This window comes from Xanthomonas sp. BRIP62418 (genome assembly GCF_003993495.1).
GTDB classification, from domain to species: Bacteria; Pseudomonadota; Gammaproteobacteria; order Xanthomonadales; family Xanthomonadaceae; genus Xanthomonas; species Xanthomonas euroxanthea.
Genome location: NZ_QEZG01000037.1, coordinates 154,042 through 168,369, shown reverse-complemented (window position 1 = coordinate 168,369; position 14,328 = coordinate 154,042). Strand labels below are relative to the sequence as shown.

Genomic DNA, 14,328 nt, shown 5'->3' with positions numbered 1-14,328 from the left:
ATCAACCCCTCCCATTAGCTACAAGGCGCATTCGTACCAACTCTGCCTTCGCGTCCGTGTCGTCGTTCAGTTGGCGAACGTCCTCCCCCGCCAGCTTTGCGAAGTGCGTGAGCTGGTTAAGGAAGCGAGGATCGATCTTGCTGTTGTCGACTGTGGCCACGTCCGCCTCAGCAGTTTTAACCTGCGAAGACGCGCCGGATTCGGAAGACTTGCTCTTGGCATCTACTTCCACCGATTGCACTACTTCTTGCGAAGTAGGTTGCTCGATTGCGGACTCAGCTTCCGAAGAGGAGATTTGGTCAGCACCAACGTCCGAATCGTCGCCCTCCGCTCTCGAAGCCGTCTGGGAAATCGGACGGATCTGAAGCACGGCCTGGGCAGCAGCAGCTTGGTTAGCCGATTGCGACACAGAAGCGACCGGTGTGGATGCTGCCGCCTCTTCAGGCTTCTGCGGAACGAAAACCGGGTTTTGCCCCTCGGGTGAGCTAGGAAGGCCTGTTCCGCGATACAGCTGCAGCAGTGCTCTCTTCAAACCGAGGTCCGTTGAGTTGATGTTGTGGATGCCCTGCAGGATGGAGACCGCGTGGATGACCTTTCCTTCAGGGTCAGACAGAGTTGCAGTGACCTTGACGACCTGCAGCATCGACGGCACGTCTCCACCGAAGCTGGTCTTCACGGTGACGCCGTTCTCCACTAGAGGGTTGGCATAGTCGGGCAGCTTTAGACCCTTGAGGACAACCATGTCCGTTGTGACGGACCAGCCCAGTTGGGGGTCGAAAACCCTCAAAAAGATCGGCGTGAGGTAGTCCGGGGTCCATTCGCTCATTTCCTTCCCATTTATGACTACGGGATCTCCATTTGCGTAACGCCACGGCTGAAGCCGGGACCTGTCCAGCAATGTTCCACTGAAAGGACCGTCGGTGACTTGATACTTTGCAGACATGATTTATCTCCACAACCCAGGCACGCATGCGCGCGACCCTCCTGGGTTGAATCGAACCCAGGGATGGGTGTTGAAGGCTAGGTTCTGGTTACCACCGGCACAGGTTCAGGTCCACTGAGCCGCCGGCTTCGGCAGAGCTCATCCCTTTATCCCTGTAGAGGGCGGCAGCGTCACTTGTGTAGCCATGGCTTTGGCCGGGCGACGCGTACTGGTGCGTAGGAGCAGGTGTTGAAGACTCAGGCGGTGGTTGGGCGCCTGGACGTTGCACTGCTAATACCCGCGGAGCGGGTTTGACCGGGGTCCGTTCCTCCATTGGAGGCTCAGACTCGATCATACCTTCGGGGCCACACTGCATGGATTGGGCTGCCGGTCGCTCATCGCCCATCGCCTCGATCGAGGCAGCCTCCAGGTAAATCGAGGGACTGCTCTTTCCAGGCGCAAGAGAAGTACGACTGCAGATCCCACCAACTACAAGCACGGCCCTCCCCTTGTACAGACTGCGGGAGAAAAACACTGCACCCTTTTCCGTCGTGTTCATCGTGACGGTGAGGAAAGTAGTTTTTTCACTGATACTGGCAGCGTTACGCTTGTGGTTTATCGCGATAACGAACTCGACGTCGAAACGACCTGGCCTGTCATCTGATTCCACAATCTGAGCGTCTTTTGTTAGACGACCTGATACAACGACATTGTTGATACTCATGATGATGATCTCTCACGGTTGCATAGACACCCAAGGGTGCGAACCAAAACGGTTCTGAAATTGAAGGGGGAAAGAACCCCAGTTTTTGTGTGGCAGGGCCACGCAACCGAGAGAACACCATGGTGTCCTTCCTCAAATGCTCACTAGAGCGCTTGAGGAAGGACACCCGACAGGGTTGCCCTGCCGGGTGTCTAGGCCGAACTCCTGCTCATGCTCCGGCCGCCACGCGTGCAGGCACTAGACCTGCCTTGCGGATCAAACCATTTTCGCGCGCAAAGGCTCGGAGAGAGTTCATGTCCATTTGGTTCGACAACCCCTGCTCCAGTTCAGCGTGGCTGTCCAACGGTTCACGGTCGAGCAGGCGTCCCATCAGGACGTTTACATCAGCATTGTTCATGATCTTCTCCAGTTGACGGGGCGGGTGTCCCCCGAATGCACCTCTGTGAAGTGCATTCGGTGGGAGACCCGCGTCCGGCAACGGGATAGGGGTGCAAGTCAGTCGCCTAGAACTCCACTGGCCCCGTAGGGCCAATGGAGTTGATGCAGATCCACTACATCAGCGATTGCAACCGGAGATATCGCCGCTGACTGCTGCGTCGATGCTTTCCTCGATGCCTGCGCCAGTGGCGTAGGCAACCAGGGGGTGCACCTTCTTAGCCGAACATTCGGTATCGATTTCCACTTGCTGGATCGCCGCTGCACGGGCCATGTCACTGTCGGTAACACGCATGACAGAGAACAGGACCAGGACTGCTGCAAAGATGACACCGACGATCAACCATGTACGGTCTTTCTGCTGGCGCTTGGCGGACAGGCGAATGGCTTGGGGCTTCTTGCTCATGGGTAGTTCCTCACCGGTGTGCCAACCGGATGAAATAGAAATCCCGGTGGCACTGGCCGGGAGGTGTGAAACACCCCCGGAGAACAAAAAGACACCCCTGGCGGGGAACTTTTGTTCCCCGTGGGATAAGAGAGACTGCACAGACGTCGCCGATCAGGGCGCACTTCACGATCAAAGATCGTCATTAGCCTGTGGAGGCTTGGATGCAAAACACAGTGGCGGGCGAAGCGCAAAGCGCAACGTCGCGTCGGCCAAAGTGGATTGCAGGCAAACCAGTGCCCAACTGACCCCCAACTGGGAGGGCAGGCAGACACAAAGTCACGTATCGGGATGCGAACAACACATGCCGTCAGATACGCGGCCAGCACGAAGCACAGCAACAATCGACACGATTGAAGGTAGGCGTGACTGGACTGGGTGACCGCTTGTTAGCGGTATCCACACTTGGTGGATCTGATGTCGGCGCTAGGCCGGTAAAAATGTCAGCGAGCTGACTTGAATAGACCATCTCAAAGGATGGATTCGGCCCCTTATTTTTGGAGGGTTGGGCCTCTGGACCTCTCATCGGGTTGGTAAGACTAAAAAGTCGAACACAACCAAGCTGTGTGAAAGCTTAGATGTGGCTCGGCTGGAGTGTCAAGGGCAGTTGCTCAATTGAAAACTTGTTTTCGAAAATATTTCTTGCATGCAACGAACCCCAGCAATGGAGGGGCAAAACGCCCGTTCAAACGCACATTCCGCGCAGTGTCGGTCTTGAAGAATGGCTATACGGCATCCGCCGTACAGGAAGGAATACCCATGAATGCTGTTGTCCAGCCCTCGCAGGACGCCCCGACGGGTGCGCCACCTGCACCAAAGCCCAACAACCCCCGTCCCGCGGCGGTTCGCACTGCTGCTGCCGCCGCCGAAACTGTCTCAACTGTCGCAGTAGTCCAGAAAGCCAACGCGTCTGCTCCGCCCCGCAAGCCGCCGAAGGGCATCGCCGGCTTCGACATTCCCGACGGCGCCTATCGCGAGAGTCTGTCAGTCACGCTCCGCAGCCTGGAGGTCGTGAAGCTCGCCGACGTCGGTTTCGCTCATGCACACGAATCGTTCTACAACATCGAATTCGTGCTTCCGCACTATCAGAACGAGAACATCGAGCGCATCAAGGAAACCGAGCTTTCGATGTCGGCTCTTGTCGGCGCTCTGGCTTCCGACTTGGCCAACGATCTGAAGCGTATGCGGCAGAAGGCCAAAGAAAAAGGCGTTAGCCTTTCTGGTGGTGGCTACGTACCCAAGACCGTCGATGTGCCGGTGTCCAGCAAGTACGCTGTGATGCTCCTCAACATCTTGAGAGACCTGGACGAGCTCTACTACATCACCAATTCTCTTACCTTCAATTCGGCCATGCTCAATGCCGAACGCGTTGCGATCACCTCGCAGTGGCGCAATCGCGTCAAGCGCTTCATTCGCTCCCTGAAGCACACCTACGTGATGCTGAAGGCGCGAGGCGATCTGCCGACCGATGCCGGTGATCGACCAGTAGCCACCGTCGAGCAACTGCAGGACGAACTGGACGATCTCGATGACGCCGCCTCGGGTGATGCCGGCCAGGCCGGTCTAGCAGCGGTCTGATGCTTAACCCTGGGCAGCAGCAAGCAGTCCGGGCCTCGGGGCACGCCATGATTTGTGCGTGCCCCGGTTCGGGCAAGACGACGGTCCTCAAGTTCCGGGCGTCCCATTTGCTCGAGCTCGACCCGGCCAGTCGTCTACTTGCCGTGACATTCACCTCCGCCGCCGCCGGCGAATTGGAGGAGCGCATCCGATCGCAGAATCCCAAACTAGGGGATCGACTGGTGTGCGGCACCTTTCACAGCCTGGCTAAGCGGCAACTCGAACGATCTGGAAAGCGCGTCAATCTTAAAGCGCAGGCCGCTGGCGCCATCATGCGATCCGCCTATTCCGAGGTGGTGACGCAGACCAACATCTATCCCTTCGATGAGATCGCCTCGAAGGTCGAATACTTCAAAACCCACATCGATCACTCTTTTGGTTCACCACAGAATCAGATGGCTGAGGAGGTCTACCTCCGCTACCGCGAACTGATGGCCGAACGTGGCTTCCACGACTTCTCGGATCTGCTGCTGCTCGCTACGCGCGGCATGGCCAAGGGTGCTGGCCACCCCGATTTCGTTGTGCCGTACAAAGTTGACTACATGCTCGCTGACGAGTTCCAGGACACGGATGACATCCAGTTCAAGTGGATCGCCGAGCACATCAAGCACGGCGCCAAGGTCACGGTCGTTGGCGACGACGATCAGTCCATCTTTGGCTTCCGATTCGCTGGCGGCTACAAATGCATGACCGAGTTCCAGCAGCTAACTGATGCCCAGGTGGTGAATCTAGACACGACTTACCGCTGTGCAGCCGAGATCCTCGCGCCGGCGTCCAAACTCATCGCCTACAACGCGGAGCGCCTGCACAAAAACTTGGTCACCGAAAACAAGGCACATGGACAGGTCCGCGTGCTTCGCTTTCCTGATCGTGGCGCCGAGAACACGGCGCTCACTGCTGCCATTCTGGACAATGGCGACTACGGCAACTGGGCAGTGCTGGCCCGAACCAACAGCCAGCTGGAGAAGGTGGAGCAGATCCTGCAGGAGAGCGGAATCCCTTCCACACGGTCCGGGCGCACGCCATTCTGGGAACTGGAAGTCCCTGCCCTGTTCCTATCAGTGCTTAAATCACTTGCCGCTGGCGACATGGCCGGCTTTGACCAACTGTTGCGCCGCGGTGGCGTTGATGAAAGCGATCTGACGCGTATTACCAGCCGCGTTATGGCCTCGCGCCCAGGTGCTCTGCAGCGCTTCTTGAACGAGCCAGACGAGTCGGACTCACCCATGGTTAAACGACTGGCCAGCGTGGTGCCGACGTGGGTGGAGATGGCCAAGGATCCAAGTCGTGTGGATCGGGTGTTCCTAGGACTCAACATGTTCATGAGCCGCAACATGTACGGCGCTCAGGCCAGTCGGGCCACCATCGAACGCAACAATCGACTACTCGCGTCTTGCGAGGGCAGCATAGCGCGCCTCTCAGGCACTCTTAAGCAGCGTCTGCAGCACATCCAGCGCCAAGCAGAAGGTACAGACGAAGATTCCGATGCAGTGCGTCTGATGACCCTGCACGCCTCCAAGGGACTCGAATTCAAGCACGTCTGGATCGTCGGCTGCGAGCAGGGCGTCATCCCCTCCAATCAGTCGCCAGTCGAAGAAGAGCGACGGCTGTTCTACGTCGGAATGACGCGTGCCAAACTCAATCTGTTCCTCAGCTATCAACGTAACTCCGACGCGCAGCCATCCGAGTTCCTGGCGGAAGCTGGCTTGATCTAGTGATCGTGCAGAAGGTCTGAGCTCGGAGGCAACCAAAGCTCGATCTTGCCGCGTTAGAGCTTTGTGAGGCTGCAAAGTTGGTGCAACCAGGTTCTCTGTGATTGCATCCAGCGCCTCTACAAGCACCGCTGGGCTGCCGCGCATTCTGGCTATGCCGGACCGGTCGCTAGCACTACCGCTCACCCGCGTAGCACCTGAGCAACACCTAGCAGCTCAGATCCGTGGTCTAGATCCTGACTCAATCACCGTGGATTTTCCCGGTGCAGATGCAGGTCGACCAGCTGGCCAGCGCCGGCATCGAGCACCGCCACCTGCCCCTGGCTGCGCCCAGCGCCGTCGCGGTGGCCACAACGTAGCGATCGCACTAGGTGCTGCAGCTGCCGGCCGCGTCGGCGACGTGGATCTCCTGCAAATCGATACCGTCAGCCGTCGAGCTGGCCAGCGCCTACATCGAGCAAGGCCGGGCAGCGGCGGTAAGTAAACCAACCTGCCCCCAGCCGGGCGAGGCGACAGCGAGGCGGATCCGCCCAGGGCGTCATCCAGGTCGAACCCTTGGCGACCACCAACGCCGGCATCGAGCACAGAGCCCGGCATTCCCTTTGGCGCAGCTGTTCGGACCCTGTGCGCCTTCGCCAAAGCCAGTCGCTTATTTCATGCCTCAGTCGCATCAAGCGTGACTCGTGACACCAGCAGTGCTGGGTCGCCTTACGATCGGTGTTGTGCTGGCGCAGTTGCGCCGCTTTCGGTGTCTCGTAGATTGATGGCAGTTGTCAAAAGCTAGCGCCATCAATTTTCCGCTGTAGCGCTTTCAGAAACGGCTGGTCACGCTAATGCTTCCTGCTGCACGCTCTGGCTGGCGGGACGTAGACGCTCCATGAGCGCTCCTGCGGACGCCAAGCTTACCCCGAGGTTGGCAGAGAGCGCGTGCGCATCGGCGCCAAGCTTCAACAGGTGCGTTGCTGCGGTGCCTTTGAAGCGACCTAGTACAGGGGCATCGCCCGCATATCGGTTCCAGGTGGACGCGATGGAGGTTGGTGCCATCTGAAACACGCGCTCCGCGTCCTTGCACCGGCTAACGTGCTTGTTCATGGCGGTCAGCACGGGGTTAGTCAGGAAAACGGGCTGGGGGGAGTTGGCCACGTACACCGGATGGATCAGGTCAGGGCTGTCCGTGTCAATCGACGCCTCGAACGCGCTCATGAAAGCGCCCATCGTTATCGATGTCAGGGTCGCAGGCTTGATGCCAGTCAGCAGAATGATGTGGCAGGCCACCCTGTAGTTCACCGGAAGCTTCGTCACCAGGGCGGCCACCTGATAGGACGACAGAGGGATTTCAAGTGACGTCCCAGCGATGAACGGCTCATACACCACAGCTTCCGCCGGCCACAGGTCAGCCCAGGCCATCGCCTGGTTGAGCATGTGAAAAGCGGCTGCGGCCGAATCTAGGGAGCGAAGTGCCGCGCCTTCGCGCAGCGTCCGCCGCGCATCCTCCTGTTTCAAGGTGCCACACAAGTGGCTCCCCAAAGTGGGATCTACAAGTGCGGAGAAGGCCTTTCGACGTGCCGCATGGGACACCGACTGCGCGTCGTGGTTGTACTTATTGAGCCAGCGGTGGAAGACTTCGCGAACGGTCAGGTATTGCATGGTTCCTTCCATGTATCAGGCGCTCTTTGCGAACATCGTGATCGACAGCCAAAACGCACTCGCACCGAGCATGATCAATAGCGGTGTTAGTGCGGGATTGAGCGGAAGCGGGGCGAAGATGATTGCCACCGCCCCGATGAGGAAGACCCACACCATCGACTTAGCCATGATGTGCATCGTTGGAGATGGAGTTGAGAAATTGGTCGACGCAATGCGTCGCTGCGTCAAGGCATCGATGATGACCGGAATGAAGATCAGAACCCCGTAGGGCCACCACATCACCGTGACCGACAACCGCACCAGCAGCTGGTACACCAGTAGCCACATCGTCCTCACACGACTTTCGACGTATTCCAAAGCTGGAGACACCGCATTGGCAGCTGTGCTGGTGGTGTCTGAACCTTGCTCTGGCGTCACGATTCGGAGGGTGCCGAGGACCATACCGTTGTCGACGAAACCCGTTTTGTACCAGGCGTAAGCGCGTGACTCAGCATGGCCTGCAGGGCCGGGCCCAAGCACGCCATAGTTGAGTTGACGCTCCCGTTCCAGCATCTTGCTGACATAGCCTTCAGACGCGAACAAGGCGATGGCCGCCAGGTAGCACAAGCACCCGATGATGATGAATTTCCAGGTGGTGAGTGCCTCCTCGATGCGATGTGCCATTACGCACGCTCCTTCTGTGGCGTGGGCGTGGAGTCAAGCAGCGGAATCCGGCACTTGACCAGCTTGCCACCGGATATGCGGCCGAAGAATTCAAGGTTCGGCAGGCAGCCGAGCATCGCCGGCGCCACCAGCGGCACCTGGGTTTCCTTTATCGACTCGGTGATGCGGTATCCGAACTCACCTACCTTGGCAGTTCCGGTATCGGTGCCCTTTCCGTACTCGATGTGGCGCACCCATGTCTTGGGCAGCGACTCGGCAATGTACTCCTGCGTGTTGCCGTCGATCGTGCGTAGGACGATGACATTATTCAGGTTGCCCAACACCATTCGTGCCTTCTCAGCCGAGCCCACTCGCGCTGCAAAGTCACCGAAGGTCTGCGTGGCGATGATCAGTCGAAGATTTGAACCGCCCGCCTTATTCAGCAGCTGGATCATCTTGTCGCTGACCAGCTCTGCTGCCTCGTCGATGATGAGGTTGACGGGCTTTGTGTCCGCACCTTCACTGAAGTTGTAGCGATCGCCCGAAACCGCAGTCATGTCCGAAACAAACATGGAGCCGATTGCTGAGCCGACCATGTTGTCTGATAACGAGTCCAGGCCGATGTAACAGACTTGGCGGTTCGCGATGATGCGCGCAAAGTCGGTGATAGGACGCTCATCATCAACATCGTCCGGATCCGGGGAGAGTAGTCCACCCAGCGTGCCTGAGGTGAGCATGGTCAGCACGGGAACGAGCGAAGCCAACATCTTCTGCTGGTGCGATGCGTCATGGCTGAAGGTGCCCATAAGGCCTTCAAGGCCGGCATGCGGCTTCTTCTTCTGGATCACGTCACGGTAGTACTCGACGTAAACGTTGCAGATGGCCTTATCGTTCTTCTTGGCCTTATCGAGGAATGGTTTGACCTCATCCCTCCATTCCGGATGGACGGTGGTGAAGTATTTCTCACAGGCCTGGCGCAGCAGCGTTTCTACGCCGGAGTCCACATAGCGCTTCAGCTTAACCAGAGTCGGCTTGCTGTGCACCATCAGCATGCCTTCGCAAATGTTGGTCAGCACGCCCATCGCATGTGCGGTGAAGGGATCATTACCGGTTTCGGACGGAATCAGTGCTGCAACTCGGGTGGCCAGTTCGGTGGCGCGGTTGAAGTTCTTCAGCGGGTCAATACGAGCTGAGTTTTCTGGGAACGCGGGGTGGAAGTAGATGAAGTCGTTAGGTCGGTTCGAATCCGCGCATGCATTACGCGCTGAGTCGCGCAGGCCCCTGTCGCCCTTCGGGTCCCAGATGATCACGGATTCACCGCGGTCGACTGCCTGGGCGATGATCGAATCCAAAGTACGGGACTTGCCGGCGCGGGTCGTGCCGATCAGCAGAATGTGGCCTGCGGTATGGTCTAGCGGCAGGAAAATTGGTCCCTCCTTCATCATGCCAATGCCGTGGATCCACGGCTGTCCCATCTGTTTCCTGTCGTCGAAGGTTAGTCGTGCGGGATCAGCGCGCTCGATTTGATGTGTCATCTGCGCCATGTCTTGCGCCCAGGTGAAGCCGAAGCCCAGGAACAGTTCTTGCGGATGGGACGCGCAAATATCGCGTAGCTCCTGCCGAGTCATAAAAGATAGGGTTTGACCGCTCAGGTTCTTCTGCAAAGACCATAGTTTTTTCGCTTTCAAGCCCCTGACTCCTGCCATGGCAAGGCACAGTCCCGACACGACAATGAAGATTCCTGGCGGGAACGGGCTCACGGCCTGCACCAGGATCGTCAGAAAGGCTGCGACGGCCCATGCCGCGATGGCATAAAACTCGTAGATGGTCCGGAACGGATCCTCGTACCTGTAGATGTCCTTGAAGACACTCACGGATTGTTCTCCCTATAGATGCGATCGCGCACTAGCGTTGCCGTCTCAGCGTCCTGCTGGGCGTTGTAGAGTGGATTGATCCGCAGCTCCCAGCGCGCCGCAGCGGCGTTGGCGAACTGGGTTATGACGAACAGCGGGTTTGCCTTGTCTACGCACTTGTTGTGGACGGCCGTGCGGCTGATGCCGCGGTGAGCGCCGAGGAAGTCGGTCAAGGTGACCTTGGTAAGCCGTTCGTCCAGATCGACCAGGTTGGCCAGAGTGTCGTCGGTGGGCGCGTGCCGATCCTTCAAGAAGCGATAGACCGCGTTTCGTAGCACCGCCGCCTGTTCAGGGTCGCCCGTGCCAGCGAAGGACATGGCCGTCCATTTGCCGATGTCGTCGGCGGTTAGATACGGACCGATGGTGGTCGGTGTCGACGGAGCTTCCTCCTCCTCCACAGGCGAGCCGAACGCACTCGCTGCGACGAGCTGAAAGACATGGCTCATGTCCTCGTTGAGGCGAATGCATTCCACTGGGCGCGATGTACGCGGGTGCGTGATGGAGACGTTCACTCGCGCCGGTGTGGACGGGTCGCGCTCAATCCAGCCGATCTCACTCAATTCAGTGCGCAGCTCATATACGTCGGCGCCGAGACCCTCGAACACCAGGGGGAATTTGAGATTGACGCGCTCATCAAGCAGGAAGATGTGTTCGCCCAGTCGCAGCTTGTTAGCCTTCATTGCCATGGCGATATCCTGCAGATAGATACCCATTGGACGCTTGGCGCTCAGCCACTGGTTGGCCTCTTCTTCGGTCGCCGGCGGCCAGTTTGAACGCATCAGTTCCCGTGCCTCTCGCATCTGTTCCGTGCGCGCATCTTTTTCTGTCGATCGATCGCGGAAGTACGGGTGGTCCGGGTCGTCGGCACCACTCGGGGCCTCTTTGATGGCCAGTTCGCCTGGTCCCGTGAGCTCCTGAGCAGGCGGTAGGACGGGATCGGAAGCGTCCCCACCAACCCGCTCTGGCACGGCAACGTCTTTAAGCATGTCGGCCGGGTATAGGTGTGGGTAAGACGCGGCGTGCCCGTCCTGCGTTGCCTTCAGCTCCTGTGGCGGCACCGCTGGTGCCGAGGTCACGGTGTTCGATGTGCCGGCATCGGCAAGGCTCGGCTTGGCAGGAAGCTCGCCGCTGGCCAGGACGATCGGAGCCTGCTCCAGCTCCTCGACGTGGGCCTGGTCGGTCGCCCCCTCCTCAGCCTTCGTGGTCGCTGCAGCGGGCAAGGCGGGGGCGCTGACGGCCTTCTGCCCCGGGGCCGGCTCCCAGGTCACTTTGACCGGCGTGGGCATCACGGTCACCGAGGGGATGATCGTTTCGGTGTGGAAACGGATGACCTGCAAGCGCTGCGAAAATTGCTTGCCACGGTCCTCGCCATCGATGGTGGCGTGCCAAGTGTGCATCGCGCGGCCATCAGGGAGAATATTAGGTTGGGTGAAGCCGTAATCGGCGAGGATCTCCAGCACCTGCATCGAGTCGTGGACGACTCCCTGCTCGCCGCTATCGCGCAGCGACTGCACCATGCGATGTGTGATCTCCGGAAAGACGGCAATGATTCCGTCATCTGTGTACCAGACCGGGTCTCCGACCCGGTTCAAGCGCCATTCGCCCGACAGGATCTTGTCGTGCAACGAACGCACCAGGCGCGATGCCACCGATCGCAGACCGCCCTGACCTGTCTGGGCCAGTCGCGAACGAGAAGCGAGGATGTCGCGGGATACACTGATCTGGTCCGCCTGCTTGATGATGTCGACCAGCGGGTTGGACGGATCGTGGCGCGAACTCATAGCCAGCAGCATTTCCGAGAACGGCTTCTGGCTGCCGGCTGCGGCAATCCATCGCAGCGTCTCCTCTGGCACGATGCGGTAAATAGCGGCAGTGGTGAAGGCTTCATGCTTCGTCCCACGCGGCGCGTGACGCCAGGTGATGAAGTAATGCGGGAGCTTGTTCTCGGACAGCCAGGCGTGTAAGGAAAGCACGTGCGGATCCCACTGCAGCTTACCGCTCTCATCGACGGCTCCGACGTCGAATAGCGGCTTGCCGAGATCGTGCATCAGGGCGCCGAGAATGGCGCACATGCGGTATCGAGGCTCAAGCGCCTTGCGCTGGGCTGGGGTGAAGTCCAAGGCGAAGACGGCCGCCTCGCAGCGCCTCGCGGCGTGATAGCCGCATTCCAGACCATGGCGCAGCAGACCTCCAATGTCCCAGTGATGGTGGTTCTCCGACGCAGGCAACAGGTGAACGAATTCCGCGTAGCTACACAGGACCGGCCGCAAATAGCGGTCGAAGTCTTCATAGCTGAAGCCCGATGCCTGGTGCAGCTTCTGCACCAGAGCGCCCTGCGTTTCCAGGAGCATCTTCGGCGGCGCCGAAGGGACGGCCTCTTCGCGGTTGGGGTAGAAAGGAATGGGTTGGCCAGCGTAGGTGGGGCCCGCGGGCGGGACTTGCGCGCGATGCACGATCGCCGCAGTGTTGACCTGATGCGTGTCCGCGGGCGACGGCGGTGTCTGGCCCGTTTCTTCAGCCTGCGCCGGCACCGGCACCGCCTGTTCCGCCTTTGATTTGCTGCCGAACAGCCCCCTCAACCACATGGATGGATCCTCGTTCCCATGCGATCGATTTTGGCTGGGCACAGGTGTAACGAACCCATGGAATGCCGGCCGTTTCCACCCTTTTTTTGACCCCTAAACGAGAAACCCCGCACCGTGTTCCCTACGGCGCGGGGGTGATGTGGCCTCTCCATGGTCGGGGTTGGCATCCTGCCATCCACCAGATTCCGAGCTTCCTGCCCGTGTGCTGGTCGTACCGCTCCTTCGCGAAACCCTATTGCTGTCCTTGTGATCGCCCCCCTGACGAGGCGTGGGTGTCCTGCCCTTGAAATCAGTTAACCACGCTCAGCCGGCGACCAAAAACCGATTTGGGGGAAGCATGCTTGGCACTAGACGGGCTTGAAGTAGACGTCGGCTTCGATGTTGCGCTCCATGTCCGCCAGCTCTTGCGCGGCGCGCACGGAGCCGAGCTCAATGGCCTTCCGGTACCAGGTACGTGCCCTGCTTGGATCCTTGCCCCGGCCGATGCCGTAATTGTAGATCCGAGCGGCATTCTCGGCGGCTTCGGCATTGCCTAGCTGAGCCGCCCGTTCAAAGAGATTGACGGCCTGCTGCATGTCCCTTGCAACGCCAGTTCCGTTGACGAACATCGCTGCGAGATTGTTGATCGCCCCCGCATGGTTGAGCTCGGAGGCCTTGCGGAACATCGGAATTGCAGTCTCGTAGTCGCCGCTCATGGCGGCATCCAGCGCCTTGCGATTCAGGGCGGCTGCATCGACAAATGCCGAAGCAGGCGCCTGCGTGGCCAGCATCTGCTCGCGCAGCGCCGTGATGGTCCTGTTGGATTCCTCCAATTGCATACGAGCCACCTGCAGCTGCTCCATCGCTTGGTCTAGCTCACCCTGGAGGCCTTGCAGCTCCAGCGGCGCCGGCGACGCGGGCACCACCGGCACTTTGCCAACGGATGCAACGAGTACGGGCATAGGCTGTGCAGACCGTGCCGTGAACTCCAATGGGCGGATGAGCGGGTTCAGTAGCGGTCGAGGTTCAGCTGCAAGGAAGATGCCGTCCTTGCGATATTCTGAAAAAGCGGCCCTCGTCGTCTTCGGACGCCTAATCGCGGGCACTTCTAGGGTGTGGCGGTGATCTTCCACCGCAGTGGGACCTGCCTCAGGCGAGGCTTGCGCCGCGGAGATTGCTGCCGTACGGCGCCCGCCCAGGCCGGCGTTGGCGAAGTCCGTCAGCAGCTGCACGGCATCGGCATTGCCCATGTGCGCTGCATGGGTAATCCGAAAGATGGACTGGCGAGCCAGCTGCTGGCGGCGATCTTCGTCCAGGTCATCTAGGAGCGCCTGTCGCCCGTAGGCCAAGCCGAGGTCTACCCGGCAAATTGGGTGCATCTGAGCGTCGCAAGACGACAGCACCTCCAGCGCCCTGGCCTGCAGCTGACGGTCGCCCGATTGCTGGTAGAGGGCGGCCAGCCTGGACGCGGCAACCGCATTGCCGGCCTTCGCTGATACTTCAAGTCGCTCGAGGTCCGGATCTGCGGCATCCTCGGTTCGATGGGTGTGGTCGGCAGCCAGCGCAGAGCCGGCGCCCAAGGAGGCGATCACCGCCAGGGAGAGGATTCGCAGTTTCAAGGAGTCGAGCCACGGTTTGGGGACGTGGTGGACTGTAGTGGGCCTGCGATGTAACGAACCCGCGGATGAGCATGCGGAATGCCCCCCT

11 protein-coding genes are annotated in these 14,328 nt (G+C 59.6%); 2 read left to right on the top strand and 9 right to left on the bottom strand.

Annotation, left to right across the window (positions count from 1 at the left end; all coding sequences use genetic code 11):
- Window position 1: 1 nt before the first annotated feature.
- The 4 genes from EO174_RS11935 to EO174_RS11920 form a co-directional block, all read right to left on the bottom strand.
- Window positions 2-943, bottom strand: a complete 942-nt coding sequence (locus EO174_RS11935) for a hypothetical protein (RefSeq protein WP_005997787.1) — start codon at window positions 941-943, stop codon at window positions 2-4.
- 88 nt (window positions 944-1,031) lie between these two features.
- Complete coding sequence (locus EO174_RS11930; RefSeq protein WP_005997788.1) at window positions 1,032-1,646, bottom strand: single-stranded DNA-binding protein; 615 nt, start codon at window positions 1,644-1,646, stop codon at window positions 1,032-1,034.
- Window positions 1,647-1,854: 208 nt separating this feature from the next.
- Window positions 1,855-2,043 (bottom strand): hypothetical protein, encoded by a 189-nt coding sequence (locus EO174_RS11925; protein WP_005997790.1) that lies wholly within the window; start codon window positions 2,041-2,043, stop codon window positions 1,855-1,857.
- Between the two features lie 159 nt (window positions 2,044-2,202).
- On the bottom strand, window positions 2,203-2,487 hold the full coding sequence (locus EO174_RS11920) for a hypothetical protein (protein ID WP_005997792.1): 285 nt from the start codon (window positions 2,485-2,487) through the stop codon (window positions 2,203-2,205).
- 798 nt (window positions 2,488-3,285) lie between these two features.
- Here EO174_RS11920 and EO174_RS11915 point away from each other — a divergent pair.
- Both EO174_RS11915 and EO174_RS11910 read left to right on the top strand, forming a co-directional pair.
- Complete coding sequence (locus tag EO174_RS11915) at window positions 3,286-4,104, top strand: hypothetical protein (protein WP_039422634.1); 819 nt, start codon at window positions 3,286-3,288, stop codon at window positions 4,102-4,104.
- A complete protein-coding gene (locus EO174_RS11910; RefSeq protein ID WP_005989662.1) occupies window positions 4,104-5,858 on the top strand; it encodes an ATP-dependent helicase in 1,755 nt (584 codons plus the stop codon). Before EO174_RS11915 ends, EO174_RS11910 begins: the two co-directional genes overlap by 1 nt.
- A gap of 822 nt (window positions 5,859-6,680) precedes the next feature.
- Here the strand turns inward: EO174_RS11910 and EO174_RS11905 are convergent.
- The 5 genes from EO174_RS11905 to EO174_RS11885 form a co-directional block, all read right to left on the bottom strand.
- Complete coding sequence (locus EO174_RS11905) at window positions 6,681-7,502, bottom strand: hypothetical protein (protein ID WP_031424567.1); 822 nt, start codon at window positions 7,500-7,502, stop codon at window positions 6,681-6,683.
- Between the two features lie 15 nt (window positions 7,503-7,517).
- The gene (locus EO174_RS11900; RefSeq protein WP_005989657.1) at window positions 7,518-8,165 is read right to left on the bottom strand and encodes a DUF4400 domain-containing protein; all 648 of its coding nucleotides are present in this window, start codon (window positions 8,163-8,165) and stop codon (window positions 7,518-7,520) included.
- Window positions 8,165-10,018 carry a conjugative transfer system coupling protein TraD gene (gene traD / locus EO174_RS11895; protein WP_005989655.1) on the bottom strand — a complete coding sequence of 618 codons (1,854 nt, stop codon included), beginning with the start codon at window positions 10,016-10,018 and terminating at the stop codon, window positions 8,165-8,167. The genes EO174_RS11900 and traD overlap by 1 nt, the downstream gene beginning before the upstream one ends.
- Entirely contained in the window at window positions 10,015-12,642 is a 2,628-nt protein-coding gene (gene mobH / locus EO174_RS11890; RefSeq protein WP_005989653.1) for a MobH family relaxase, read from the bottom strand. The genes traD and mobH overlap by 4 nt, the downstream gene beginning before the upstream one ends.
- Window positions 12,643-12,989: 347 nt before the next feature.
- On the bottom strand, window positions 12,990-14,240 hold the full coding sequence (locus tag EO174_RS11885) for a tetratricopeptide repeat protein (RefSeq protein WP_005989651.1): 1,251 nt from the start codon (window positions 14,238-14,240) through the stop codon (window positions 12,990-12,992).
- Window positions 14,241-14,328: the final 88 nt, after the last annotated feature.